The sequence below is a fragment of the Leptospira brenneri genome (genome assembly GCF_002812125.1).
Classification (GTDB): Bacteria; Spirochaetota; Leptospiria; order Leptospirales; family Leptospiraceae; genus Leptospira_A; species Leptospira_A brenneri.
Window position 1 is genome coordinate 47,614 of the sequence record NZ_NPDQ01000002.1, and the last position, 24,270, is coordinate 71,883.

25 protein-coding genes are annotated in these 24,270 nt (G+C 39.5%); 12 read left to right on the plus strand and 13 right to left on the minus strand.

The annotated features are described in order from the left end of the window. Nucleotides 1-33 precede the first annotated feature (33 nt). Genes CH361_RS03615 through CH361_RS03625 form a run of 3 tightly spaced genes read left to right on the plus strand, consistent with a single transcriptional unit; the run spans nucleotide 34 to nucleotide 2,404 of the window. Nucleotides 34-324 (plus strand): NAD(P) transhydrogenase subunit alpha part 2, encoded by a 291-nt coding sequence (locus tag CH361_RS03615; RefSeq protein ID WP_039937055.1) that lies wholly within the window; start codon nucleotides 34-36, stop codon nucleotides 322-324. Next, nucleotides 324-1,721: an NAD(P)(+) transhydrogenase (Re/Si-specific) subunit beta gene (locus CH361_RS03620; protein WP_100789489.1), complete on the plus strand. Its 1,398-nt coding sequence runs from the start codon at nucleotides 324-326 to the stop codon at nucleotides 1,719-1,721. The genes CH361_RS03615 and CH361_RS03620 overlap by 1 nt, the downstream gene beginning before the upstream one ends. Nucleotides 1,722-1,732: 11 nt before the next feature. Next, nucleotides 1,733-2,404, plus strand: coding sequence for a response regulator transcription factor (locus CH361_RS03625; protein ID WP_100789490.1), 672 nt, complete (start codon nucleotides 1,733-1,735; stop codon nucleotides 2,402-2,404). Between the two features lie 75 nt (nucleotides 2,405-2,479). On the opposite strand, the gene CH361_RS03630 is transcribed toward CH361_RS03625, so the two are convergent. The 5 genes from CH361_RS03630 to CH361_RS03650 are packed head-to-tail and all read right to left on the minus strand — an operon-like array spanning nucleotide 2,480 to nucleotide 8,897. Beyond that, entirely contained in the window at nucleotides 2,480-3,493 is a 1,014-nt protein-coding gene (locus CH361_RS03630; protein WP_100789491.1) for a tetratricopeptide repeat protein, read from the minus strand. Next, the gene (locus CH361_RS03635) at nucleotides 3,483-5,093 is read right to left on the minus strand and encodes a cytidylyltransferase domain-containing protein (RefSeq protein WP_100789492.1); all 1,611 of its coding nucleotides are present in this window, start codon (nucleotides 5,091-5,093) and stop codon (nucleotides 3,483-3,485) included. Before CH361_RS03635 ends, CH361_RS03630 begins: the two co-directional genes overlap by 11 nt. Further along, on the minus strand, nucleotides 5,068-6,618 hold the full coding sequence (locus tag CH361_RS03640) for a spiro-SPASM protein (RefSeq protein WP_100789493.1): 1,551 nt from the start codon (nucleotides 6,616-6,618) through the stop codon (nucleotides 5,068-5,070). The genes CH361_RS03635 and CH361_RS03640 overlap by 26 nt, the downstream gene beginning before the upstream one ends. Continuing rightward, on the minus strand, nucleotides 6,618-7,652 hold the full coding sequence (locus tag CH361_RS03645) for a putative peptidyl-prolyl cis-trans isomerase (protein ID WP_244279546.1): 1,035 nt from the start codon (nucleotides 7,650-7,652) through the stop codon (nucleotides 6,618-6,620). Before CH361_RS03645 ends, CH361_RS03640 begins: the two co-directional genes overlap by 1 nt. Before the next feature lie 30 nt (nucleotides 7,653-7,682). Next, nucleotides 7,683-8,897 carry an aspartate kinase gene (locus CH361_RS03650; protein WP_100789495.1) on the minus strand — a complete coding sequence of 405 codons (1,215 nt, stop codon included), beginning with the start codon at nucleotides 8,895-8,897 and terminating at the stop codon, nucleotides 7,683-7,685. Nucleotides 8,898-8,998: 101 nt separating this feature from the next. Between CH361_RS03650 and CH361_RS03655 the strand changes: the two genes are divergently transcribed. Next, entirely contained in the window at nucleotides 8,999-9,934 is a 936-nt protein-coding gene (locus CH361_RS03655; protein WP_100789496.1) for an acyl-CoA desaturase, read from the plus strand. Nucleotides 9,935-9,937: 3 nt separating this feature from the next. On the opposite strand, the gene CH361_RS03660 is transcribed toward CH361_RS03655, so the two are convergent. The 4 genes from CH361_RS03660 to CH361_RS03675 are packed head-to-tail and all read right to left on the minus strand — an operon-like array spanning nucleotide 9,938 to nucleotide 12,255. Continuing rightward, nucleotides 9,938-10,447: a hypothetical protein gene (locus tag CH361_RS03660; protein WP_100789497.1), complete on the minus strand. Its 510-nt coding sequence runs from the start codon at nucleotides 10,445-10,447 to the stop codon at nucleotides 9,938-9,940. Nucleotides 10,448-10,449: 2 nt separating this feature from the next. After that, the gene (locus CH361_RS03665) at nucleotides 10,450-10,758 is read right to left on the minus strand and encodes an LIC13255 family lipoprotein (RefSeq protein WP_100789498.1); all 309 of its coding nucleotides are present in this window, start codon (nucleotides 10,756-10,758) and stop codon (nucleotides 10,450-10,452) included. Beyond that, nucleotides 10,755-11,285 carry an LEA type 2 family protein gene (locus CH361_RS03670; RefSeq protein WP_100789499.1) on the minus strand — a complete coding sequence of 177 codons (531 nt, stop codon included), beginning with the start codon at nucleotides 11,283-11,285 and terminating at the stop codon, nucleotides 10,755-10,757. The genes CH361_RS03665 and CH361_RS03670 overlap by 4 nt, the downstream gene beginning before the upstream one ends. Beyond that, nucleotides 11,275-12,255 carry a zinc-binding dehydrogenase gene (locus CH361_RS03675; protein ID WP_244279548.1) on the minus strand — a complete coding sequence of 327 codons (981 nt, stop codon included), beginning with the start codon at nucleotides 12,253-12,255 and terminating at the stop codon, nucleotides 11,275-11,277. Before CH361_RS03675 ends, CH361_RS03670 begins: the two co-directional genes overlap by 11 nt. Before the next feature lie 71 nt (nucleotides 12,256-12,326). On the opposite strand from CH361_RS03675, the gene CH361_RS03680 reads away from it, so the two are divergent. Genes CH361_RS03680 through kdsB form a run of 7 tightly spaced genes read left to right on the plus strand, consistent with a single transcriptional unit; the run spans nucleotide 12,327 to nucleotide 17,337 of the window. Beyond that, nucleotides 12,327-13,121 (plus strand): MlaD family protein, encoded by a 795-nt coding sequence (locus CH361_RS03680; RefSeq protein ID WP_100789500.1) that lies wholly within the window; start codon nucleotides 12,327-12,329, stop codon nucleotides 13,119-13,121. Next, nucleotides 13,121-14,200, plus strand: coding sequence for a glycosyltransferase (locus CH361_RS03685; protein WP_100789501.1), 1,080 nt, complete (start codon nucleotides 13,121-13,123; stop codon nucleotides 14,198-14,200). Before CH361_RS03680 ends, CH361_RS03685 begins: the two co-directional genes overlap by 1 nt. Nucleotides 14,201-14,221: 21 nt before the next feature. Continuing rightward, the gene (locus CH361_RS03690) at nucleotides 14,222-14,437 is read left to right on the plus strand and encodes a flagellar FlbD family protein (RefSeq protein ID WP_100789502.1); all 216 of its coding nucleotides are present in this window, start codon (nucleotides 14,222-14,224) and stop codon (nucleotides 14,435-14,437) included. Nucleotides 14,438-14,440: 3 nt separating this feature from the next. After that, complete coding sequence (locus CH361_RS03695; RefSeq protein ID WP_100789503.1) at nucleotides 14,441-15,223, plus strand: motility protein A; 783 nt, start codon at nucleotides 14,441-14,443, stop codon at nucleotides 15,221-15,223. A 9-nt stretch (nucleotides 15,224-15,232) separates the two neighbouring features. Next, a complete protein-coding gene (gene motB / locus CH361_RS03700) occupies nucleotides 15,233-16,063 on the plus strand; it encodes a flagellar motor protein MotB (RefSeq protein WP_100789504.1) in 831 nt (276 codons plus the stop codon). Between the two features lies 1 nt (nucleotide 16,064). Then, complete coding sequence (locus tag CH361_RS03705) at nucleotides 16,065-16,592, plus strand: flagellar basal body-associated FliL family protein (RefSeq protein WP_002972703.1); 528 nt, start codon at nucleotides 16,065-16,067, stop codon at nucleotides 16,590-16,592. A 4-nt stretch (nucleotides 16,593-16,596) separates the two neighbouring features. Continuing rightward, nucleotides 16,597-17,337, plus strand: a complete 741-nt coding sequence (gene kdsB, locus CH361_RS03710) for a 3-deoxy-manno-octulosonate cytidylyltransferase (protein ID WP_100789505.1) — start codon at nucleotides 16,597-16,599, stop codon at nucleotides 17,335-17,337. A 6-nt stretch (nucleotides 17,338-17,343) separates the two neighbouring features. Here the strand turns inward: kdsB and CH361_RS03715 are convergent, their stop codons facing one another. After that, a complete protein-coding gene (locus CH361_RS03715; RefSeq protein ID WP_100789506.1) occupies nucleotides 17,344-18,243 on the minus strand; it encodes an AraC family transcriptional regulator in 900 nt (299 codons plus the stop codon). Between the two features lie 204 nt (nucleotides 18,244-18,447). Between CH361_RS03715 and CH361_RS03720 the strand changes: the two genes are divergently transcribed. Beyond that, nucleotides 18,448-19,497, plus strand: a complete 1,050-nt coding sequence (locus CH361_RS03720; protein WP_100790005.1) for an NAD(P)-dependent alcohol dehydrogenase — start codon at nucleotides 18,448-18,450, stop codon at nucleotides 19,495-19,497. Nucleotides 19,498-19,640: 143 nt separating this feature from the next. Here the strand turns inward: CH361_RS03720 and CH361_RS03725 are convergent, their stop codons facing one another. From CH361_RS03725 to CH361_RS03735, 3 genes are all read right to left on the minus strand, one after another. Further along, nucleotides 19,641-21,341: a cation:proton antiporter gene (locus CH361_RS03725; protein WP_100789507.1), complete on the minus strand. Its 1,701-nt coding sequence runs from the start codon at nucleotides 21,339-21,341 to the stop codon at nucleotides 19,641-19,643. A 77-nt stretch (nucleotides 21,342-21,418) separates the two neighbouring features. Then, nucleotides 21,419-22,915, minus strand: coding sequence for a TolC family protein (locus CH361_RS03730; RefSeq protein ID WP_100789508.1), 1,497 nt, complete (start codon nucleotides 22,913-22,915; stop codon nucleotides 21,419-21,421). After that, nucleotides 22,912-24,261: an HlyD family secretion protein gene (locus CH361_RS03735; protein WP_100789509.1), complete on the minus strand. Its 1,350-nt coding sequence runs from the start codon at nucleotides 24,259-24,261 to the stop codon at nucleotides 22,912-22,914. The genes CH361_RS03730 and CH361_RS03735 overlap by 4 nt, the downstream gene beginning before the upstream one ends. Between the last annotated feature and the right edge of the window lie 9 nt (nucleotides 24,262-24,270).

Here is a 24,270-nt window from a genome sequence, read left to right on the forward strand (position 1 = left end):
AATGGCCATTTTTTCCATAACTACTACTAGTTTATGGAAATATTTGTTACAGCCGTCACGATTTTCGTTCTAGCGATCTTCGTGGGATTTGAAATCATCACAAAAATCCCTCCCATCCTCCACACCCCACTTATGTCGGGTTCGAACGCCATTTCCGGCATTACCTTAATCGGTGCCCTCTATGCGGCCGGAATCCAAGAGAGTAACATCACCAAAATTTTGGGTCTCCTCTCTGTTATTTTCGCTACAATCAACGTAGTGGGTGGGTTTCTCGTCACTCATAGAATGCTCGGAATGTTTAAGAAGAAGGATACACCGAAATAATGGATTTACTCAGTATTCTTAACCTATCTTATCTTGTAGCTTCCATACTTTTTATTGTTGGAATCAAACAACTCGCACACCCAAAAACGGCAACCAGAGGAAATTTACTCGGTGCTTTGGGTATGCTCATTGCAGTAGTTGCCACTTTATTTGACCAAGCCATCTTAACTTATGATTGGATCCTCGTAGGAGTTCTCGTTGGCTCTCTTATTGGTGTGATCCTTGCGATCAAAATCCAAATGACTGCCATGCCACAGCTTGTTGCTGTCCTCAATGGATTTGGTGGGATTGCTTCTGTTTTTGTAGCAGGTGCTGCCTTACAACTTGCCATTCCTGCTTACGCAACTTCCGTGAATTACCAAGAAATTGTTTCCATAGTTTTCTCAGCGATTGTTGGTGGGATTACTTTCTCAGGAAGTTTTATTGCTTTTGGTAAGTTACAAGGTTTCATTACAGAAAAAGCAGTTCGTTATCCAGGTGATCAACTTGTAAAAATTTTGGTTGGTCTTACTTCCGTTGGACTTGCTGTTTATGGATGTTTAGAACCAACAGATGAATCAATCTATTGGATTTTAAGTGGTGTGAGTTTACTTCTTGGGGTTTTCCTTGTGATCCCGATCGGTGGGGCAGATATGCCGGTTGTGATTTCACTTCTTAACTCCTATTCAGGGATTGCAGCATCGGCAACAGGATTTGTTCTTAATAATAATGTTCTAATTATCGCAGGTTCCCTTGTAGGTGCTTCTGGAATCATTCTAACACAAATCATGTGTAAAGCGATGAATCGTAGTTTGACGAATGTTTTATTCGGTGGATTCGGGGCTGTCGCTACAGAAATGAAAGATGATGGCGATTTTTACTCAGGTAAAGTCAAATCAACCAGTGCAGAAGAAGTGGCGATGCTATTAGATGTAGCAAGAAGTGTAGTGATTGTCCCTGGTTATGGTATGGCTGTAGCACAAGCCCAACATACTGTAAGAGATTTATACCAATTGTTAACAGCTCGTGGTATTGATGTAACATTTGCAATTCATCCTGTTGCAGGTCGTATGCCTGGTCACATGAACGTATTACTTGCTGAAGCAGATATTCCTTATGATCGATTGAAAGAGATGGACGAGATCAATAGTACTTTCGAAAATGTTGATGTTGTGATCGTTAATGGTGCAAATGACGTAACGAACCCACTTGCAAAAACAGATCCAAAATCACCAATTGCTGGTATGCCGATTTTGGATGTAGGAAATGCAAAAACGGTAGTTGTCATCAAACGTTCCCTCAGTCCAGGATTTGCTGGAGTGCCTAACCCACTCTTCATTGCTGACAACTGTTTGATGTTGTTTGGCGATGGTAAAAAAGCAACTCAAGAGATGATCACAGCTTTAAAAGAATCTTAGAGCCGGAAAATATGAAGAAACAAGTCTATATCGTTGATGACCACCCTCTTGTAGTAGATGCACTACAAAACTTAATTGCTAAGTCGGAAGATTTAGAGTGCATTGGGAGCGCGGATAATATTGAAAAAGCATTTAACGATATAGAACAACTGCAACCAACTTTGGTATTGATTGATATCCAACTCAAACAAAATCAAAACGGCTTGCAGTTACTCAAACGCCTTAGAACAACTTTTCCTAATATCGCCGTCATCATCATTAGTATGTTGACGGATGATACTTTTGTTGATCGTGCTTTTAAATTAGGTGCGATGGGGTATGTTTTCAAAGAAGACACAACCACTCAAATCGTTGAAGCCATTCATACAGTTCTCAAAGGTGATTATTTTGTAAGTTCTTCACAAGCTACCCGTCTATTGGGGCATTTGTACAGAGCTTCTCAAAAAGACGAAAAAGATCCTATCGACAGATTGTCTAATCGTGAATTAGAAGTGTTTCTAATGATTGGAGAAGGTATGCCGGTAAAAGAAATTGCAGCCAATATGGGGCTTGCACCTTCTACCATTGAGACCTTGCGATCACGGATCAAATCCAAACTCAGCATTACGGAAAACGAAAAACTCATTCGTGTGGCTGTAGAGTGGAAATACACCCAAGCCAAAACCGATATCGTCGTTTCTTAAGTTAAATAAATTAGTGTTAAGAATGAGAATCTATCATTTAGATTCTCATTTGTGACTAAATCGTATTTAAACAAACTAGTATCGAAGTTTGAAATAATGATAGAGTAAATCTTTTCCTTCACGGGAAGAGAGTAACATTCTATATGCTTCTGCTATTTTGGATTCGTTTTGTGATTGTTTTTGAATGAAATGAAAGAAGTCGTTTGCTCTTTCATCGTAGCCTAAATTCAAAAGTAAATTCAAATAAAAACTTTGGTCGTATTCATCAGCAAACGGAGAGTAGGCGATTGGCCTAAGTAAGTTTTCGGCATCTCTCCATTTGCGAATTTCAAAATAACATCTTGCGAATACTTTTTTTTCTCTCCATCCAAGAAACCTTGGGTTTTTTAAATAGGTTAGGGATTTTTTAGGATCTTTTTCTGTAGAATAAACCACACGACCCATTAAATGAGAAGCCTGTATATGTTTTGGATCTTGTTCTAAAATAGTAGTGAGTTCTATTTTAGCTTTTTCTGTTTCATTGAGTTCTAAATAAGTTTTTGCCAAAATGAGTTTAGCTTCGTTATAGTTTGCTTTATATTCTAAAGACTTGTTTAAAGATAAAATTGCGTTGTTATAATCTTTTAATATAAAATAGGCAAGGCCTAAATTATAATGATAAAAAGGATTATAAGGTGAAATTTGATTGGTTTCCATCCATGTATCTTTTGCCTCGGACCAACTGTCTTCTTGTGCATAAATCATTCCTAGTAGGAAACTGGCTGCTTCATGGTTGGGTTCTTTTTTTAGAGCTTTGTTTAAACTTTCCTTTGCTTCTTGCCATTCCATCCGAGAGTATAAAAGACTGCCGTTTAAGTAGTCATATTCAGGATAGGATTTGTATAAATCAGATTGGATTTTTTTCCATTCAGTATCAGCTAAAACAAATCTTCCATAACGAAGTGCGTTGATAATGTTACGGCTTACTTTTTCTAATTCAATCTTTGTATTGATTTCGATCGTTTCTTTATCCTCTGTTTGTGAAAAGATAGAGTGTAAAGAACCAAAGAGAAGAAAACAGATTATTAAAATTTGAATTTTAGCTTTCATAAATTGTTTCTAACCATTTCAAAATTTTTAAGTGAGCATCGCGAACTAATTTTATATTTGGACTTGGAAAAACGTCAGGAAATTTTGTGATTTGATTTAAAGAAGTTAAAGATCCTAAGTAAGGAATTCCCATCTTTTGTTCTGCAAATTTTCCGAGAGATTCGTGTATGGGTGTAATTCCGACTAAACAAACATTTTTTCCTTTGGCAGCGGATTCCATCATGGTTTGACCAAAATAAGTCAGAACAAATTCTGCTGATTGAATTTCTCTTAGAAACTGGGTATAAGAAACCCGAGAAAGATATTCAATTTTTGCATCAAGTGGTGGACTTCCTCCGATACGTGTCACTGAGTTTATGTTATGCGAATCATTTTTCGATTTTTGATTCAAAAATTGTAATAAAAAGTTATCAATTTGTTTTGAGTCTTCCGAATTTAGATTACCAGCATAAACAAGGACTTTTCCCGGAAGGGTAACTTGGTTCCAATCCATGGTAGAAAGTGGGGAACTAAAATAAGATATCGAATCAGTTTCAAACATTGGTGCAACAGGGTTCGGTAAAAAGAAACTGGAATTGGGTTCTGTAGGTAAATGGTTTGTATTATCAATATAAAACTGATTTGTTAACGGGAATTCATTTTCCCTGAGATCTAAGATGTGGGGAAGATTTGGAGAAAGAGAATCGGGTTCTAAAGAAAGTGCAACATCGTATCCATTGATTTCCAAAAATACAGATAAAGATTTACAACGTTCCCAATGTCCTGTTCCAAATATACTAGGATCTGCATAGACGATCCTCACTTTTTTTGATTCTCGATTCACTTTCGGTAGTTGGAAGGTGACTTGTTCTACAGATGCATTGATCGCAAAAATTTTAGGATTTTTTTTTGCGAAAAGAATCACATCCTTTGCACTAAAAAAAGGGTCTTTCTCTCCTAACTCCGCCCATAGTTTACAAATCATCTCATAATCTTTAGGGTCATCTACCGTGATGCGAAGAGGTCCAAGATCTACTTCAGTGAATGGAGATAGGTGGGGAGGATGAAGTCTATATTGTTTGTGAATGTCTGGAAACTCTTTGATATGTAAAGAAACATGTTCTGTATATCTTTCTGGAATGGGTTCCCCTGTTTCATAAAGAAGAGATTCTGTCGAAAAACACTCTACCCCCATACCCAAAGGCAGTCCAACCATTGAAAGACTGTAATAAGTATCAGGGATTATTGTCATTGCTTCCAACAAATATCGAATCGATTCGAGATCAATGAAAGGGTTATCGCCCGTTAAGCGAAAGATATGTTTGGCTTTATAATGAATGCTAGCCTTTCGATAGCGATCTCTTACATCGGATTCGGATCCTGCAAAATATTGATAATTTCTTTTGTTTAAAAAAGTAATGAGATCAAAATCAGATTCTGGAATTAAAAATACGATTTGTTCTTTTGGAAAAATAGTAGAGAGCCTGTTGTGAATATGATCCAAAACAGAAGTATTAGAAGTTTCTGGTATTGATTTTAGGATTTTTTGGGGAAATCTTGTGGATCCGAGTCTTGCCTGGATGAAGGCAAAACAATCACGCGTTGAAAGTATACCATTCATCGCAGTTCAAACAAGGAGCAGGGATTTTTTCATGGTTTCCATCAAAACTGAATTTAAAAAAGTCGAGTCCCTTTCGCCAAACTTCCTTTAAAGATTCTGAATATAAATTTCCAATCACTTCTGTTTGGTTTTGTTTACAAATAGATACGCTGCCATCTACAGAAATAGATAAATCTCGAACTAAATGCCAACAAAAATCTCTGTGAATAGGAGTGAGATCACTCACCCTTCGTTCTGGGAGTTTTTTTGCAAAGGTATTGTACTTTTGTAAAATGATGTTAATTCCTTTTTTCTCAAAGAAAGTGAAGTATGGATCTATTTCCTCTTCTACTTCTTTCATTTTGATCATTTGAACATGTAAGGATTGTTTCGGAAGTTTTTCTGAAAGTACATCAATTGTGGTGAGAACTTTATCTAGTTCTTGTTTTCCATATAAATATCTGTAAACTTCTGGTTTTAAAGTGGTTACATTAACAATGATACAAAGTTTCTCCTTTTGTGAGGAATCTAAATGATCAATGAGTGAGCGTAATGATTCTACATTTGTGTAGAGTGCTGTTTCAATAATGAGTTCTGTTAAAGAGTTTAATTTTAAAATTTCAATGACAATCGACTGAAATTCTGGATGGAGGAGAGGTTCTCCATTCCCTGTAAGACTGATGGTAATTGGAGAAGTGAGTTCTGCATTGAGTTTGGAAATTGTTTTTTTTACATCTTCTAAAGAAACAAAACTTCCATCATTGGTTAAGTCTGCAAACTCGCGCGGACAAAATGTACACTTAAGTTCACATCCCTTATAAATTTCCCATTCAAAGTAGGAAGGGGCACTGCGAAATAACTCTGGATTTTCTTTTAATTTCGGAAGTAAGTTTTCGTAAGTTAACTCGTTTCCGAGAGATAACAAACCTTGGATCAGAGTTAAGGAACGATAAGATGCCAAACGAAAGTCCAAACGTAATTGGCGGAGGTCCGGTGCTTGGTAAAATATATCTACATCATATTGGTTGATGTTTTTTAAAAAAAAGGAATGGATATCTGTTGTTAATGTATCGGGTAAAGAGGTTAAAAATTCCCGTGTGATGATTGTGGGAGAAAGTCCCGGTGGTAAATTTTCCGAATAAGAATATTGGCTAAAAAAGTTTTTGTGTCGAACCCAAGCTTTTTCTGTGAGTTCAAGGTCAAGCAGTGGAGAGATTCCAGTAAAGTATAGGAAACAGACTTCATCCCATTCTGGATCTTTGAATTTTGATTCTGGCAACAAAGAACCAAGTTTGAGTAAAAACTCATATTCTTTGGAAACATTCGTATGTATTTGAAACTGGTTTTTAAGAGCAGATGAGTTTAGTTTTTCAGAAAGAGAGGAGTCAGAATTGATATGGATCTGGATTCCTGGAAAAACTTTGATCAAACGATTGATAAATTCTTCCCATAACTCAACTTTAAAGTTTTGATTTAGAAATTGAATGGAAAGGGAGTCTAAATAAACTACCGCAAAACTTGGGTTATAGTCTTTCCGGCTCATCATTAGTCTGTATTGTATTTTTCTTCAGGATTACTTATGTTATGTTCTTTGATATAAATAGGATCAAAGATAGAAATGGTCGTATTTTTACGAGTTGTAGAAACCCAATCTTCGAATGAAGTTTGTTCTTTTTCTCGAAATAGAAATCCTTGAATTCCTTTTCTGACCGCATCTAGTGGAGTGGGTCTCATCCCTTCAATCAAAACAATACAATAACGTTTGCGATCATCTCTAAAAACTTCTGAAATTTTTCCTGGCCCACCAACTTGTGTTAATACAGATGCTGTGATGGGTTGGGTTTTGTACAATTCAAAGGTTGGAACCCAATTAACCAAACCTCCATTCAGACGATAACGAGATTCATTTCTTGGGCCTGAGGCCACTAGTTTAAAGAAAGAAGGATCTTTTAGCGATTTATTTCTAATTTCAGTGAGTTCGTTGAAAACCCTTGTTTCTTCGTCAATGGAGGCATTGGTAGGAGAAAGTGTAATTTCTCGAAATTTAAACTCTGATCCTACTTTCGCCTTGTTTTTGTTATACCATGCTTGGACTTCTTGTTCGGAAGGTAGTGGTGGACTCACCTTAATTTGAAGGAGTTGGCCTTTTTTGATTTGGTAAGGTAAATCCTCTAACCAGACATCATAAGGTAAATTGAATTGGCTTTGAACCGATTTTTTAAATTGTTCTAGATCGGTGATCCCTTGGGCTTCCATCCTCTTTTGGATTTCAGCTTCGATTCGTTTTTCATTCACCTGGATGGATTCTTCATCGGCGGCATTGTCGACCACAGCCCTATCGATTAAAAAGTCGATGACCTGGGAATGGAGAGATCCTTTTTTACGGTAGCTGGGGAAAAAACGAGAAAGGTTTTTATAACGTTCAATTCCTTCTTCATAGTCCAAAGTGGAAATGGATTTGGGTCCAACGATGGCAAGAACCGCATTTAAAGATTCGTAAGAATTTAAACTTACGAGAGGGAAAAAAAGAAAGCTAACGGCAAGAACCGATGCAAAAAACAAAACGAAAAATCGAGACATTCGTGATCCTTTTTGCATACGGTCGTAAATTTACCCGATGAAGGTTGTATGTAAAGCCTTTACTGCATCTTCTGCTTGGTTTTGTTTGATGACGCAGGAAATTTTGATCTCGGATGTGGAAATCATTTCAATATTGATGTTTTTTTCTGCAAGTGATTGGAACATCTTTGCAGCAACACCCACATGGGATTTCATTCCCACACCAACTGCTGAAACAATAGAGATATTTTCATCGATCTCGGCTTTACCGTTTCCATGATCTTTTGCATAGGCATCAATGATCGGTTTTGCGGCAGCAATGTCTTTTCTGGCAATCGTGAAGGAAATGGTATTGATTCCATCTCTTGGTGATGACTGAACAATCACGTCAACAATCACATCTTTATTTGCTAATTGAGTAAATAATTCTGCTGCAATTCCCGGTTTGTCTTTTACGTCAGCAATGGTCACTCGGGCTTGGTCACCTTTTGCGGTAACTCCACTCACTTTCATCTTTTCCATAATTTTATCCTCACTCATCACTAAAGTTCCCGGTTTGTCGTGGAAACTGGATCGAACGTGAATGACCACGTTATAATTCATACCTAACTCAACACTTCTAGAATGAAGTACTCCTGCACCGAGGCTTGCGAGTTCCAACATTTCTTCATAAGTGATTTGTTTGTGCATCTTTGCTGTTGCGATTTTTCTTGGGTCGGCAGTGTAAACACCATCAACATCTGTATAAATTTCACATTCATCAGCACCGAGAGCGGCGGCAAGAGCCACTGCAGAAGTATCACTTCCTCCGCGACCAAGGGTCACAATGTTTTCGTCTTTATCGATTCCTTGGAAACCGGCAACAATTACCACCTTCCCTTTGTTAAATGCTTCATCGATCCTAGAGCGATCAATCATTTCGATTTTCCCGTTGGAGAAATTTCCATCGGTTAATATTTTTAATTGAGAACCAGTAAAGGATTGAGCAGGAACTCCCAGTTCATTGAGAGCGATGGCGAGAAGAGCAATCGACACTTGTTCACCCGTCGAAAGCAACATATCCATTTCTCGTTTGGGAGGGTTCTTAGAAATCTGGTCAGCCAAATCGACAAGTTCGTCAGTAGTATGTCCCATTGCAGAAACAACAACGGCAACTTTCTGGCCTTCGTCGTGGTAACGTTTGATACGTTTGGCCACATTTTGGATTTTAGTGGTGTCTCCCACGGAGGTTCCACCGTATTTTTGGACAACGATTTTCGATGACATGGGTATATGGACAGGGTGCTACAGGCAAATCGGGAATCAAGTAGAATGAATTTTTTTGCAACCAAAGAGCTTTGGGGGACACAAACAAGTAGGTTTATCTGATGAATTCTTCTCCCTCTACTGTCACACCTGTTGTCAAAGAACAAGCACCATTTCTTTTCCTGATTTTGTTCTTTTTAGTCCAAGCCACGGTTCTTACTGTCTTTACGGTTCCATTTTCCTTATCTTTGGTTTGGGTGGCTGTCGGTTCCTATTTCCTTCGTATGTTTGGAATTACGGCTGCTTACCACCGTTACTTTTCTCATGCCTCATTCAAAACTTCACGGGTTTTTCAATTTGTTTTGGCATGGATTGGTGCGATGGCTATGCAAAAAGGACCTCTTTGGTGGGCGGCTCATCATAGAAACCACCACAAGTATTCTGATACAGAAAAGGACATTCATTCCCCTAGCCGAAAAGGGTTTTGGTATTCCCATATGTTTTGGTTTTTACGAAACGATTACAATGATTATGAATCCAAACTAATCCCTGATTTTTATAAATATCCAGAGCTACGTATCCTCGATCGTTACCATTGGATTGCTCCTTTGAGTTATGCGGTTTTACTTTATGCCATTGGCGGTTGGGGTTGGCTTGTGTATGGTTATGCTGTTTCCACTTTCTTTTTAGGGCATGCTACTTGGACGATCAATTCTCTTTCCCATGTTTATGGGTCTGTCCGGTTTGATTCACGCGATACAAGTAAAAACAATTTATGGCTTGCCCTTCTTACTATGGGAGAAGGTTGGCATAACAATCACCATTATTACTGCTCATCGGCAAACCAAGGTTTCTATTGGTATGAGGTTGATATATCTTACTATATTTTGAAAGTTCTGAGTTGGTTTGGGATTGTTTGGGATCTAAAAAAACCTCCTAAAAAAGTTTTGGAGGAAGGTCTTCTTCGTGATCGGGAAGAAAAAGAAAGAAAACGTAATTTAGAACAAAACAAACCTAAAGTGAAGGTAAAAAACAAAGTAGAGATTCTTTCTACTTAAAACTCAAACACCTAATCGTTTTCGAATGTCAGCCGGGATACTTTGGATGGAATCGTATTTTTTTTTCTTTCCACCCGGTAGTGACACATAATAGAATCCATTGATCATTTCTAAAAAATAATCTTCCCCTTTTTCACCTAACGACCGATTGTCTAGTTCTTTGACCATTTTTTGGTATTTGGAAGGGAGTAGGTTCCAATTCATATAGTTGCTAACGACTCCTTGGTCATTGACCGTATAAGCTCCGTCTTGGTGGAGGATTTTGATTCCATTATAATCAAAAATTTCCATCACCTTTAGATTATTGTCTTTTGTAGATTTTGGATCTTTTTTTGGTTTTCCTGAGTTCGTATTGGAAGGGTCTTCGGAACCAGATCCTTGTTTTGATTTGGAGCTGGAAGGGGATTCTTTTTTTCTGAGTTTTCCAAAAAGCAGTAAGAAAATGCCAGCAAACGCTAGTGATGCGAATAAAAAGATTTCAGAACTAGATAAATCAAATAAATAACGCCACATAATTAATTAAATTTCGTTCCAATTGACTTACAGGAATCGGGAAGATAACCTTCTGTATTCCAAGTAGTGCAGGTAACGAGTTCAATGGCTCGAAAACAAAGTTTGAGATCATCAATTTTGACCCTTCCTAGGAAAAGTGTTCCTGGAAGTTTTTCTTTGCCACAGGCAGAGTTTTTCGCCGCATAAGTTTCAAAGGTTTTTTGATTTCCTTCATAAGCAGAATAAAACAAATCATCTCGATTTTGGATGCAATCGAAAGTGGATCCAATGAAAAATAAAAGGATCCATTTCCTTTGGAAGAATAACTTCATTTTTTTAGTTTGATCCGAGAAACTTCGCGGACGGGAATTGGAAGTTTTCCCAGGGCACTGTCGACTTGAACAGTTCCATAAATTTCAAACTCTGCATCTTCTCCTCGTTTTGCAGCATCCGTTAGTTGTCTGGCTAAAAGTAGAAGTTTAGGAAGGATGGATTGTTTTTGTTCTGGAATGAGTTTGAGAACGACCATGGATTCTGAATTGGGTTCCACTTCGAGAGGAGTTTCATTTTGAAGTTTTCCAATGTATTCTTTCCCATTGGGAGTCACAAGTTCGATCTCTAAATCAAATTGGTAAATACTCACTTTTGTGTTGTTCGGATTTACTACGGAAACCTGCGGGAATAAATCTACCAAAGGGATTAATGGAAAGTTTGGATTTGGTTTTAGGTCAACTCGAACATCTACCAAATCAAACTTACAAGCCTTGAGGCTTTCTAAATTCTTTTTTGTATCACTGAGGCAATGAGTAAAAGATAAAGAAGTTAGAACGACGAATAAAAATAAAAACTTACGGACCAAACACTACCTTCCCTTCGGTCATATTTTGTTTATAAAATTCCAAACCTTCTTTATAATCTTCAAATTTAAACCGTTTGTTGATTTTGGTTTGGAAAACTGTTTTTAAATATTTCTGAGCTTCCGTTGCTTGTTTTTGAAATTCTTCTAATCCAATTTCATAAATCCAAGAAGACAACCAAAACCCTTCGATTTTTTTGTTTTGGAATAAAATGATTCCAGAATTGACTGCAAATGGTTTTTCCGAGAGCGCACCGTAACAAACAAGTTTGGAACCATAAGGCATACATTCCACAAGGGACTGTGCTGTTTCTCCTGCCACGGCATCGATTGCATAAGTTGCATTTAGTTTTTTAGAAATTTTAAATAGGTCTTTTTGGTAGTTGGGAGAACTGGAATTTAAAATGTTTTCTGCGCCGATTTCCGCTAAACTTTCTTCTTGTTCTTTTTTTCGCACAACATTGATTAAAGGAATTCCACGTTCTTTACAAAGTCGCACTACCATTTTTCCAAGAGCACTGGCAGCAGCGGTTTGGATCATTGCGGGATGTCCTTCTTTAGCACCTTTTGCAACCATGGCCCAAGCAGTCATTGGGTTTACAAAAAAACTAGAACCTTCATCTAGGCTCACTCCATCCGCTAACGGTAAACAATTTTCTTCCGTTGTGATCATGTATTCGGCCCAAGCCCCATCATTTTGAGGAGCCACACAAGAAACATTCATTCCAACTTTCAGAGTTTTGATAGAGGCTCCGACAGCATCTACGGTTCCGCTGGCTTCAAATCCCGCAGACACCGGTGCTTTTTTCTTAAAACCATAGAGTCCACGAATGAACATAAGGTCAGAAGGATTGATCGGAGAAAGATGGATTTTGATCCGCACTTCGTTATCTTTGGGAGTGGGGATGTCTTTTTCTCGGAGTTCCAATTGGGGTTCGGATTCGTCGTATTTTAGGATGGTGACTGCTTTCATCTGAGTCCCATTCAGTCATTTAAAATCTGCTTGCCAACTCTTTCTTTAGAAGGAAGAATTTTAAGTCTGCTGTGAAATCGAAAAAGTTATCCAAAGAATCTCTTACGGGGATCGTTTTTTTTTCTATTTTAGTCTTCGCATTTTTCACAACGGTCATTGAGCCGGATCGTCCTGCCAAAAAATATCCTTATCGGTTGTCGCTTTTTTACTCTAGAATCGATGGAATCAAAGAGGGAACTGAGGTTCGGATTTTGGGAATCCAAAAAGGATATGTGGCCCATATTGATTCCAAACCGCTAATGGATGTTCCTGACCGTCGATTCCTCGATCATAACATGGATCATGCGATTGAACTCCACATTGCTTTAGAAGATCCCTTAACTCTGTGGGATAACTATGAAGTGGATTTTCAAACGGTAACATTATTTTCGGGAAGGATTATCAATATCAACCCAGGAAGTTCGGATGGGAAACGACCTTTTTTTAAACCCACATTCCGTGAGGGTGAAAAAACTCCTGACTACCTACCGTCGGCTCGTTATTTTGATGATTTTTTCAAAGCGACCTCGGTGACAATGGAAGAAAATCGAGCAGACCTCAGACAAATCACCTTGGATTTTCGTTCGATCACCGATAAATTAAATCAAACAGAAGGTACGATTCCCAAATTAGTAGGGAGTACGGAAATGTATGATGAACTTCTTGCGACGATTAAAGACGCAGAAAACATAGGAAAAGAAGGAAGACGTTATATGGAAAGTTCTCGCAATTTAGAGAGCACCATGCCGATTCCTTTTTTAATTACAGCATCGTATTACGGACGTACAACGCCAATTACGGGAAGAAGGATTGGACCACAAAATTAATGAAAGTTGCAATTATACATGATTGGCTCACCGGTATGCGCGGTGGCGAGATAGTTCTTGATAGTTTATTAAAAGCATTTCCTGAAGCTGATTTATTTACTCTTTTTTATTCCAAAGGCAAACTGAACGAAAGGATTGAGGGACGTAAAATCACTACGGCTTTTACAAATAATCTTCCTTTTAAAGAAAAATACTATCGTTACTACTTACCAGTATTTCCCACTGCGATTGAATCTTTGGATCTAAAAGGTTATGATGTGGTCATTAGTTCTTCGCATTGTGTTGCAAAAGGTGTGATCCCTCATCCAGATACTTTCCATTTGAGTTATATCCATAGTCCTATGCGGTATGTTTGGGATATGTATTATGATTATTTTCCAAAACGAAGTGGTTTAAAATTTTTTCTTTTACAGTCCATTGCTAATTACCTGCGCACATGGGATGCTGCATCCGCAAACCGGGTGGATTATTTTACATGTAACTCTCATTTTGTGGGAAGAAGGATTCAAAAATACTATCGCCGTGATTATAAAATTGTTTATCCTCCATGTTTGCCTCAAGATTTCCGAGTTCATGATAACTCCAAAGATGATTATTATCTGATGGTTTCTGCCTTTGCTCCTTATAAAAAAATTGATCTAGCCATTGAAGCCTTCCGAGAAAACGGAAAACCTCTTATCCTTGTGGGCGGGGGCCAGGAAGAGGGCAAACTAGTCAAAAATTTGCCAAAAAACATCCTTTGGAAAAAGGGCCTACCCCGGACGGAAGTGGTGGAACTTTACAAAAAGGCCAGAGGGTTTATTTTTCCGGGGATGGAAGACTTCGGAATCACTCCGGTAGAGTCCCAGGCCTATGCCACTCCCGTGATTGCGTATGGGAAGGGAGGTGCCCTGGAATCAGTCAAGGAGGACCGGACTGGGGTATTTTTCAAAGAGCAGACCGTAAAATCCTTAAATGATGCCATCCAAAGGGCAGAAAAGATCCATTTCAAACGCGGAGATTTCCAAAATTCCATCAATCGGTTTACTGAAGAAAAATTCGTAAGCGAAATTCGAAAGGTAGTCGATAGACATAAATAGAAATCTCTGAAGGGGGATCTCTTGGTCATTTTACATCGACTCAAAGGTGCTGAATTTGTTCTCAATGCAGATTTGATTGAGACCATTGAAGCGAATCCGGATACGATCATCACTCTTGTGAATGAGAAGAAATTCATTGTACAAGAGCCCGTTGCGGAAGTGTTGGAAAAGGTAGTTGCTTACCAAACTCGGATTCACAATCTTCCGCGAGTCAAAGATAGACCTGAGGAAACATAAGAAATGGATATAGCTACAGTCATTGGTTTGGCCCTGGGAGCGGGTTTGATGTTACTTGGGGTGGTTACGGGGGGTCTTGCTCTAACAGACCTTATCGATATTCCCTCGGTAATGATTACATTTGGTGGTGCCGCCGCCGCTACGATCATTTCCTTTCCTTGGACTTCCACCATTGGAGTGGGGGCTGTCACCAAGAAGGCCTTTCAAAATCCTCCCTCAGATTTACCTGGTCTCATTACGACACTTGTTAGTTTTTCTGAAAAAGCAAGACGGGAAGGTCTTCTTGCCTTAGAAGATGATATCAACGAACTTCCTGAGGAATTTTTAAAGAAGGGAATCCAACTCGTTGTGGATGGAACCGATCCCGAACTGGTTCGTAATATTATGGAAACCGAAATTGGGAACACAGCCACAAGACATGCGTATGGCCGGTCTTGGTGGGATGCTTACGCTGGTTTTGCGCCAGGGTTCGGGATGCTTGGGACCCTTGTGGGTCTTGTGGGGATGTTAAAGAACTTAGGTGGTGGGGATGCCAGTGCGATTGGACAAGGTATGGCGACAGCTCTTATTACCACATTATACGGATCACTGGCACAGAACTTATTTGCAGCACCAATTGTAAGAAAACTAACAAGACGATCGGAAGATGAACTTGTAGTCAAACAAGTGATGGTGGAAGGAACTTTATCGATTCAATCAGGGGACAACCCAAGGATTGTAAAAGAGAAATTAGCGAGTTTCTTAACTCCTGCAGAAAGAACTGCATTGAAAGACGACGGAGATTAATTTTTAGTTATGGCTAAAAAAGATAAATGTCCTGAGTGCATCCAAAAAGTTCCCGAGTTCATGGCAACTTACGGGGACATGGTGACACTTCTCCTTTGTTTCTTTATCCTTTTGTATACAACGGGTAAAACAGATGCAAAAGAAATGCAGATCATTTTATCTGCATTTAAATCCACTACAGGATTTTTCACCGGGGGACAAACTCTTTCCAAAGGATCTTTGGAAGAGATGGGAATGCAAATTGAATCTTTGCCGTCTCAAGTAGTGGGAAGAAACCTTTCTAAGTCCAAAAAAGATGCCCAAGAAGTTTTTAAACCAGAAGTGGAAGCAGGCAAAGTTCGTATTTCTGAAAACGAAAGAGGACTTGTGATTTCTCTTGTAGGTGCTGATTATTTTTATCCGGGTTCAGCAATTCTAACACCAGCGATTCGAGAGACTTTACGAAAAGCTGCAGGACTCATCAAAGGACTCGAACGTTTTGTTCGGGTGGAAGGACATAGTGATGATGATGCCGTTAATCCGGTGAACCGCCCTGGAAGAGAAGAAAGAGAATATATTAATAACTGGGATTTGGCGGGAGCAAGGGCAGTGAACGCGACCGTTTTTATGATCAATTCAGAAGAAATTGAACCAAGTTGGTTCCAAGCGGTAAGCTTTGGATCCTACAGACCTCTTGTATTGGAAAATGAAGGAACACCGGAAGCCAAAGCTTTCAACCGTCGTGTGGATATCATCATTTTAACCGAGAAGTCTACCAAACGTGCACCAGGAGAAAGTAAATACGGTCTACCTGACACTCGTTTGCCGAACACTGAAACAAATGTAGAAGGAGAATTTTAACATGGGTGACCGTGAAGTAGATGAAGAAGAAGGTGGGTTAGCCGAAGGTAGTTCCGCCTCTGCAGGGATGTCCCCCATTGTAAAATGGTTATTGTACATTGCTGCGGCCATTTTTGGAATTATCATTGTAACCGTTATATCAATGTTTGTTGCTCAAAAGACAGCAACAAGTGTGTTTAAACAACAAAAGAATATATCTCTTGTGAAAGCTCCCCCTCCTTTGGAAGTTTACACATTTCAAGAAGAATTTAGAGTGAATACTTCTGATGTTGGAGAATCACACTTTGTTAAGTTGAAGATGTCTCTTGGATTTGAATCTGGACAACCTGCACTTTCTGCGGAACTTGCGGCTCGTGTGGCTCAAATGCAAAACATCATCAACTTAGTCATTGCACGAAAAACAAAAGACGATTTAAAATCCATTACCAACCAATTGGATTTACGTGAGGAAATCAAAGCCCACTTAAATCACATTTTGACCAATGGAAAAATCAAAGAGGTTTACTTTACCGAGTTCTTGGTAAACTAGGACTATGTCCGACCAAATCCTTGGTGTGATCCCCGCGAGGTTCGCGAGCACAAGATTCCCTGGAAAACCACTGGCCCTCATTGGCACAAAACCAATGATCCAGTGGACCTACCACCACGCTTCTCTTTCCAAGTCTATCCACCGTTTGGTGGTCGCAACTGATGACCAAAGAATTCATGATGTTGTTTTGGGTTTTGGTGGAGAGTCCATACTCACAAGTCCCGACCATCCTACCGGTACCGACAGGATCATTGAAGTTGCAGAAAAATACCCAGGTTATGGAATCATTCTCAATGTCCAAGGAGATGAACCAGGAATGGAGACTTCTCTTATCGATGGAGTTCTTGGTTTAAAAACCAAATATAGAGATTGGGACATGACCACAGCAGCAGTTCCTTTTACTAGTTCCGAAGATCCAAAAGACCCTAACAAAGTAAAGGTGGTCTTTGATAGGGTTGGACGTGCGAATTATTTTTCTCGTTCTCCGATTCCCGCTTCTTTTAAAGCGGATGCTAAGTATCATCGCCATTTAGGGATTTATGCTTATGAAAGAGATTTTTTAATGAATTACAACCACTTGCCGGCTTCTGATTGGGAAACAGTAGAATCTTTAGAACAACTTCGTGCTTTGCAGAATGGATCTACCATCGGAGTTTATCTTTCTGACAAAGCAAACTTAGGTGTGGATTCACCGGCGGATTTAGAAATTGTGATCAATGAATTCAAACAAAAGGGTTTAATTTAACGAAAATTAATTTGCCGTTACCACCTGCGGTTGTGTTTGGTGTTTGGCGGGGGAGACACCAAAATATCTTTTGTATTCTCTGCTAAATTGGGAAGGACTTTCGTAACCTACTTGGTGTGCTGCCGTAATGGCATTTGCTCCTTCTGTTAACATCAGAACCCTAGCTTTTTGTAACCTAATGATTTTTATGTATTGTAAGGGAGAGGTGTTTGTGACTGCTTTAAAACAAACATGAAAGTTCGAAACACTCATTCCAATTTGCATCGCTAATTCATTGATATCCAAATTGTTTGTATATTCTTTATGAATTCGATTTAGAATTTGTGCTACTTGAAAGAATCTTCTGTTTCTATGGGCCAATGCTTGCAATGCTTCTCCGTTTTCTCCCGTTAAAACCCGATAAATAATTTCTCTGACTATGGGTTTTCCGAGTACACGGCGGTCTATTGGAGAAGTTAAGGTTTTCACCAAACGAAGAGAAGCATCTGATATTTCTTCCGTAACATTGGCTCCATAAATTCCTCTGGGTAAATTTTCTCCTGAATATTTTGCTTCATCAGCTAACAGTAGTATTTCTGCCACTTCTTGTGGATCTACATCAATTCCAAAACCAAGTATGGGTTTGTCCTTATCGGCCACTGCATCACATTCAAGAGGGATGGGTACTGAAAGAACTAGGTATTGTGTTGGATCATACTGAAAGGTATCATCTCCTAAAAAAACACGTTTGGATCCTTGGGCCATAAGGATGATGCGTGGGTGGTAGGTGAGAGGAACTCTTACAAATGACTCGTTAATGCGAAACAAGTTCAGTCCAGGGATATCCGTGATGAGATTCCCTTCTTTTGGCAAAAGAGTTTCCAGGTGTTTGGCAATTTCTCTGTTGTTTTCTTCGATTCGTCCCATACTAAAAAAGACGAATCAAAAAGAGCAAAAGACAACAATAATTTTTAGGAGCTATAGAATTAGGCAATAAAATAGAGTTCTGTGTATTGTTTTTCGTTTTTTCCAATAGTATTATGTAATCATCCCTTGGTCCCTTTTTGCCTCGTTTCCGAAAGGATCCGGCAATCGATGGGAACTAAGGAGGGAGAAGATAAGGAAAATCAAATGATTCAAGCAAAAGGTATGGCTGCATTAAAAGCAAAAGAGGCTCTTGTCCCTTACAGTTTCGAAAGAAGAAATCCAAAAGACTATGATGTTGTCATTGATATCAAATACTCTGGGATTTGCCACTCAGACATCCACATGACAAGAGATGAATGGGGAGAAAATTCTAATTTCCCTATGGTGCCTGGACATGAAATTGCCGGCGTTGTTCGAACTGTTGGTTCCAAAGTCACCAAATACAAAGTAGGTGATCATGTTGGTGTTGGTTGTATGGTGGATTCATGCAGGGAATGTGAACATTGCAAAGCAGAATTGGAACAGTATTGTATTCCTGGAAATACTTTGACATACGGTGGTAAGGAAAGAGACGGATCAGCTGTCACCCAAGGCGGTTATTCAGATGTGATTGTTGTGAATGAAGATTTTGTTTTGCGAATTCCAGATAGTTTGCCATTAGATAAAGCAGCACCACTTTTATGTGCAGGAATTACCACCTATTCACCATTAGTACATTGGAATGTGGGACCGGGAAAAAAAGTTGCTGTGATGGGACTTGGTGGTCTTGGTCATATGGCTGTTAAACTTGCCAAGGCTATGGGTGCAGAAGTTACTGTGCTTAGCCAATCAGCGAACAAAAAAGACGATGCAAATCAACTTGGTGCCGATCATTTTTTAAATACACAATCTAAAGATGTATTTCAGAAAAATGCTTTGCAGTTTGATTTAATCATCAATACAGTTTCCTCTGCCGATTTGAATATGGCTGCGTATTTTGGCCTTTTGAAATTAGATGGAACTTTAGTGTCTGTTGGTGCGCCAGAAAAACCACTGAGTGTCCATCCATTTCCACTCATTTTGATGAGGAGAAATTTTGCAGGGTCTGCCATCGGTTCGATCAAAGAAACTCAAGAGATGTTGGATTTTTGTGGAAAACACAATATCACTCCAGAGATTGAACTCATAGAGCCAAACCAAGTCAATGATGCGTATGCAAGAGTTTTGAAAAGTGATGTTCGTTACCGGTTTGTGATTGATATGGGAAAAATCTAATTTTACATCACTTGGTGATAATAGAAGAGCCGGTAATTTCTTACCGGCTCTTTCTCTTTAGAATGGAAATTCTAATCATCTTTGAAATTTTATTTCGAATTCATTTAAAACAATTTGATTCCAAGTTCTTCTAAATCAATTGATTAAACTTCGCGTTCGTTATTTCTCATCCCTCGAGAAATATACTCATACAAAAATTCTCCCGTAATGACTCCAGGGACGATGACTTTTTGAGCTCCATCGGCGACTAATTTTTTTGCTTCTCCTGGTTCGTCACCAGTCAGAATGATTTTTGCGTTCGGTGCTAGTTTGCTAAGTGTTGAAAGTAAACGGTTGTTATTGGTTCCTTTGAGAAAGGAATCTGAGATGGTACAAATGACCATAGAAGCATCGTGGAGGCCGATATGTGATAAGGAATCTGGATGGGCAAGGTCAGCATAAGCCCACTGGAATCCTTTGTTTGTGAGTTCTTCCTTAAAGGCTGGATTGTAATCGGCTATGATGATCCGTTTGATGAGAGAAGGCGATAAGTCCTCCAAATATTCGACAAAGGCACGTGCAATCCGGAAGTATCCGAGAACAATGATGTCTCTTACCATTCCATCGCCATGTCCCCCATGGCCTGACTTGTCATCTTTCCCTGATTCCTCTGTTTGGTCAGAGATTCCAAATCTAGCAAGTAGTCTTTCTAATACAGCGGCAATGTTATGATTAAACATAATAATATATGTAGATAGAACTGATGCAATGATCGTAGAAGTAAGAATCACTGCTTGTAGTTTGGGTGTGATATGTTCGAATCCAGCACCTAATGCTAATATTACGAGAGAGAATTCTGAAATCTGAGCTAAATTCAGTGCAGTCAGAAATCCATTTCGAACCCCTTTGTTTAGTTTGATAATGACCGGAGCAATGGTAATCATCCTGACAAATAACATAAGGGCAATGATGGCTGTTGATAGTCCAATGACTTCTAAACTAGGAAGAGGAACCTTTAGACCTAAAGCCACAAAGAATAAAGTCACAAAGAAGTCTCGAATTCCAATGAGTTTGGAGATGACATCCGCCCCATAAGGGAAAGCCGCTATACTCATACCGGCAACGAGGGCACCCATTTCTTTGGAAAGTCCAGCTTCTCCTGCAATCCCGCAGACAAAGAAACACCACATAATCGATGTTAAAAGAATTAATTCCGGGCTACTCGCACAGGCTTTGTATAACCTAGCTAAAACATAACGACTGACACTAAAACTAAATGCGATGAGTAAAACAATGATTCCAACGGAAGTTAGAATTTTTAAGATTTCTGGATTGTTTAGGTTGGGTTGTACCCCCATAAACAAAATGGCCCAGATGTCTTGGAATACCAAAACCCCCACAGTTAGTTTTCCTGAGAGAGTGTTGATCTCCACTTTGTCCTGTAAGAGTTTAACAACGATTAATGTTGAGCTAAGTGAGAGGGCAACCGCAATGTAAAGAAGGTCAAATTTTTCTGAACCGATGGAAAGTCCTAAAAAAGGGAACACGGAATAAACAAAAGCAACGGAAAGAGTGAATTGCAAAATCCCGAGGGTAAACATTGCCTTACCCATTTTGGCAAGTTCGGCCAAGTTGATTTCTAAACCAATGATGAATAAGAGTAGGATGAGTCCGATTTCGGATATGAGTTCAATACTGGCTTCGTTGGTTACGTATCCAAATCCCATTTCCTTACCGAGTAGGGCCCCACCGATGATATAACCCAAAATTAACGGCTGTTTGAGGACTCTGGCAATGTGACTTAAGACTGTTGCAAAAATAATACTAAGACCGATGTCTTGTAATAGTGACTCTTCCCCGTGCATAGAAACCTTCTTTAGGAAGAAGTTTAGAAATTCATTGAGTAGTGAAAGTCGTTTTTTTTTCTGAAGCGTAAATCGGACTAAGGGAAGGGTGAAATTTGTAGAATGGCCGCGGTGGATGCTTGGAAATGGGCTAGAGCTACATGGTGATCGTACAATGCCTTAATTTCACGCACAGCTGCTTCTGCACTTGTCTGTTCTCGAATATTAACAAATAGAAGTGTAGAATCTCCCAGTGCAAACCGTTCTCTTTCCATCTCTTCTAACTTTCTGGCAAGTTCCACTTCATTTTGAGTAACTGTTACACGTTTTGCTGAGGCAATCACCTCTGAAATAGAATCTTGCACTTCCGTTTTGATTTTGTCTTTGGAGAATTGTAATTCTTGGTCAAGTTGGGCGATCTTTGCTTCAGCTGCACCAATGAGTCCTCTTGGCCTTTTGGTTTGGATAGGAAGGTTGAGAATGAGAGAGGCTTCGAGTTCCGGTTTGGCTTTTGTGACGGATCCCGGTCCAAAGTCTTGGGAGCCTGCGACCACTAAATCCACTTGAGGTTTTAATGAATTGTAACCCATATCTTGGTCTACCCGGACTTTGTCCCTTTTGAATTCGAAGTCTTGCAGTTCCGGTCTAAACTTCCATGCTAGTTTGATACTTTTTTCCAAATCCACTTTTTTATAATCGATGGGTTTGGGAAATCCGATGGGGAGCCTGCTCGTTGTCGGAAGGATTAAATTTCCATCCGGAGCTCGTAGGAATAAAGATAAGTCGATGGCGGCTTTTTGCATCTCTCTTTCTGCAGATACAAATTGAGACTCTCTTTGTAAAATGGCACGGTCATTTTCTGTTCCTTCCATTTTCGGAATATCACCTAACTTGATACGTTCGGTAATTTGATTTTGTCTGTTTTTAGCTATTGCTAACAAGTCTTTGTTGACCAAATATTCTTGTCCGCTAGCAACCCATTTCCAATAACGTTTGGTGGCTTCTTTAATGACTTCGATTTTTAATTTTTGAATGGAGAGCTCTGCGAGTCTTTTGTCGAGGTCGGCTTTTTTGATATCCGCTCTATTTTTATCAATCTCACGGTTACGCATTAGGGGAAAGATGGCACCGGCCCGAATTTCACCATGGTCATTGGTTTCTCTTTTTCCATCATAAACAGGAAAGGTTCCACGTCCGATTCTATAACCAGCAAAAAAGGAAGTTCCTCCAAGTGGTGTTGGTTTTTCAAACATGGCATCTGCTGCATTGTTTGTATAATAACCCATTGGTTTTGTAGTTCCCATGGATTTAAATTGTAAGTCAAAAGCACCTTCAGCGGCTAGGTAGTTATATTCGGCTTCGGTTAAAAGTTTCTCAGCAGCAAGGACAAGTGGATAAGACTTTTCTACTGACTTAAGAAGTTCTTCTAGAGTTAGAACTCCCGGTTGTTGGTTGATATAATCTTGAGAATAAATATTAGGACCATGTAAGGACTCAAACGGATCACGTGTGGGATCTGCCTCCAGAACGAAGGTAAAAAACATCCCAAAAGGATAAAGTAATGCAAACAGAGATTGATTCAATCTTTGGATCATTTGACCTTATCCCCACTACCAGTTTCATCTAACAATGATTTCATTTCTGGATCATCCATGGGTAGGTTCGGTGGAAAATCATTAAATCTTCTCCAGAGTTCGTAACCTACACTCACACGATTGAGAAAAATCCAACCTTTGGCACGAACCCCTTGTCTCAAATAACGGCTGGAAGGCCATTGTCTGTCCTCCCTATCAGGGATGACAAGTACTCTAAAGTTTCCAGAACCATTGTCTGTGATGTCTACTAACTTTACCGTTCCGCCAAAAGTACCAACGGCAGTTTCTGGCCATCCACTGATTTGCAAAACAGGGTATCCTTGGAATTGTAACCGAACTTTTCTTCCTTCGCCAACTAACGGAATGTCGTTGCCTGAGATAAAAAGTTCGACAGCTTTGTCTTCGGCATCGGGAACAAGGATGGCCACACCATCTCCTTCCTTGACTTGTTGGGTGTCAGGATTTACCAAAATCCGCATGATGGTTCCATCTCTGGGTGCAAATATCTCTTGGGTTTCCTGTCTAGATAACCTTGCTTCCAGTTTCGGTAGGTCTTCCAAAACACGAGCCACTTCTGATTGAGCCGATGCTAAGGAAGCCCTTGCATCATTGATCGAGGCATCAGCATCTTGTGAAACCTTTCCGGTATCACTGCGAAGAGCTTTTTCTTCTTTGATGGCTGCATCGTACGTTGCTTTTGCACGATCCAGACCCGTTTCCGCATTCGTATGATCTAGTTCTGCAAGTTCCAAGGTTCGTTTGGAAGTTAAACCTTTTTCCCATAATTGTTTTTGGCGGTCTAAATTGAGGTTGGCAGTTTTTAGAGCGGCTTTCGCAGCATCTACTGCTTGTTCGCTGGCACGCACGCGGTCTTTTGCCATCATCCTTCGTGAATCAGCTGCATCCACAGCACTTCCTCTCGAGGATCGTAAGCTGATGATCCTGGAACGGATATTGTCTTCTCTGGATCTTGCGGCTTCTAATCTTTGTAAAAGGGCATTTTTCTCTTCTCGAATCCTACTAATAAAGTTGGGATCGTTATCGGAAATATCAATGATAGGGTCTCCCTTTTTGACTCTGGTTCCCTCATGTACATGCCATTTGACAACGCGGCCGCTGATGGGAGATTCAATCACCTGTTGGCGATCCAGGGGAGCATAAGCCACAACCCTTCCAAATCCCATCGTTGTTTGTTGCCAAGGTACATAAAGAAGGATCAGAACACTCAAAAAGAAAATGATAGTAAGAAGGTAAGCAAGGCTCTGTGCAGGCAAAGCTGTTTGTACCAATCGAAACGATGGTAAATTCTTATGAAGTTTCCATTTTTGTGACGTATCAGATTTCATATAATATCT

Coding starts and splice junctions, on each gene's coding strand:
- CH361_RS03735 (WP_100789509.1), bottom strand. CDS start 24,261: ATGAAATCTGATACGTCACAAAAATGGAAACTTCATAAGAATTTACCA.
- CH361_RS03660 (WP_100789497.1), bottom strand. CDS start 10,447: ATGTGGCGTTATTTATTTGATTTATCTAGTTCTGAAATCTTTTTATTC.
- kdsB (WP_100789505.1), top strand. CDS start 16,597: ATGTCCGACCAAATCCTTGGTGTGATCCCCGCGAGGTTCGCGAGCACA.
- CH361_RS03725 (WP_100789507.1), bottom strand. CDS start 21,341: ATGCACGGGGAAGAGTCACTATTACAAGACATCGGTCTTAGTATTATT.
- CH361_RS03640 (WP_100789493.1), bottom strand. CDS start 6,618: ATGATGAGCCGGAAAGACTATAACCCAAGTTTTGCGGTAGTTTATTTA.
- CH361_RS03720 (WP_100790005.1), top strand. CDS start 18,448: ATGATTCAAGCAAAAGGTATGGCTGCATTAAAAGCAAAAGAGGCTCTT.
- CH361_RS03685 (WP_100789501.1), top strand. CDS start 13,121: ATGAAAGTTGCAATTATACATGATTGGCTCACCGGTATGCGCGGTGGC.
- CH361_RS03730 (WP_100789508.1), bottom strand. CDS start 22,915: ATGATCCAAAGATTGAATCAATCTCTGTTTGCATTACTTTATCCTTTT.
- CH361_RS03675 (WP_244279548.1), bottom strand. CDS start 12,255: ATGAAAGCAGTCACCATCCTAAAATACGACGAATCCGAACCCCAATTG.
- CH361_RS03705 (WP_002972703.1), top strand. CDS start 16,065: ATGGGTGACCGTGAAGTAGATGAAGAAGAAGGTGGGTTAGCCGAAGGT.
- CH361_RS03645 (WP_244279546.1), bottom strand. CDS start 7,652: ATGTCTCGATTTTTCGTTTTGTTTTTTGCATCGGTTCTTGCCGTTAGC.
- CH361_RS03635 (WP_100789492.1), bottom strand. CDS start 5,093: ATGAATGGTATACTTTCAACGCGTGATTGTTTTGCCTTCATCCAGGCA.
- CH361_RS03650 (WP_100789495.1), bottom strand. CDS start 8,897: ATGTCATCGAAAATCGTTGTCCAAAAATACGGTGGAACCTCCGTGGGA.
- CH361_RS03625 (WP_100789490.1), top strand. CDS start 1,733: ATGAAGAAACAAGTCTATATCGTTGATGACCACCCTCTTGTAGTAGAT.
- CH361_RS03620 (WP_100789489.1), top strand. CDS start 324: ATGGATTTACTCAGTATTCTTAACCTATCTTATCTTGTAGCTTCCATA.
- CH361_RS03655 (WP_100789496.1), top strand. CDS start 8,999: ATGAATTCTTCTCCCTCTACTGTCACACCTGTTGTCAAAGAACAAGCA.
- CH361_RS03665 (WP_100789498.1), bottom strand. CDS start 10,758: ATGAAGTTATTCTTCCAAAGGAAATGGATCCTTTTATTTTTCATTGGA.
- CH361_RS03630 (WP_100789491.1), bottom strand. CDS start 3,493: ATGAAAGCTAAAATTCAAATTTTAATAATCTGTTTTCTTCTCTTTGGT.
- CH361_RS03715 (WP_100789506.1), bottom strand. CDS start 18,243: ATGGGACGAATCGAAGAAAACAACAGAGAAATTGCCAAACACCTGGAA.
- CH361_RS03615 (WP_039937055.1), top strand. CDS start 34: ATGGAAATATTTGTTACAGCCGTCACGATTTTCGTTCTAGCGATCTTC.
- CH361_RS03695 (WP_100789503.1), top strand. CDS start 14,441: ATGGATATAGCTACAGTCATTGGTTTGGCCCTGGGAGCGGGTTTGATG.
- motB (WP_100789504.1), top strand. CDS start 15,233: ATGGCTAAAAAAGATAAATGTCCTGAGTGCATCCAAAAAGTTCCCGAG.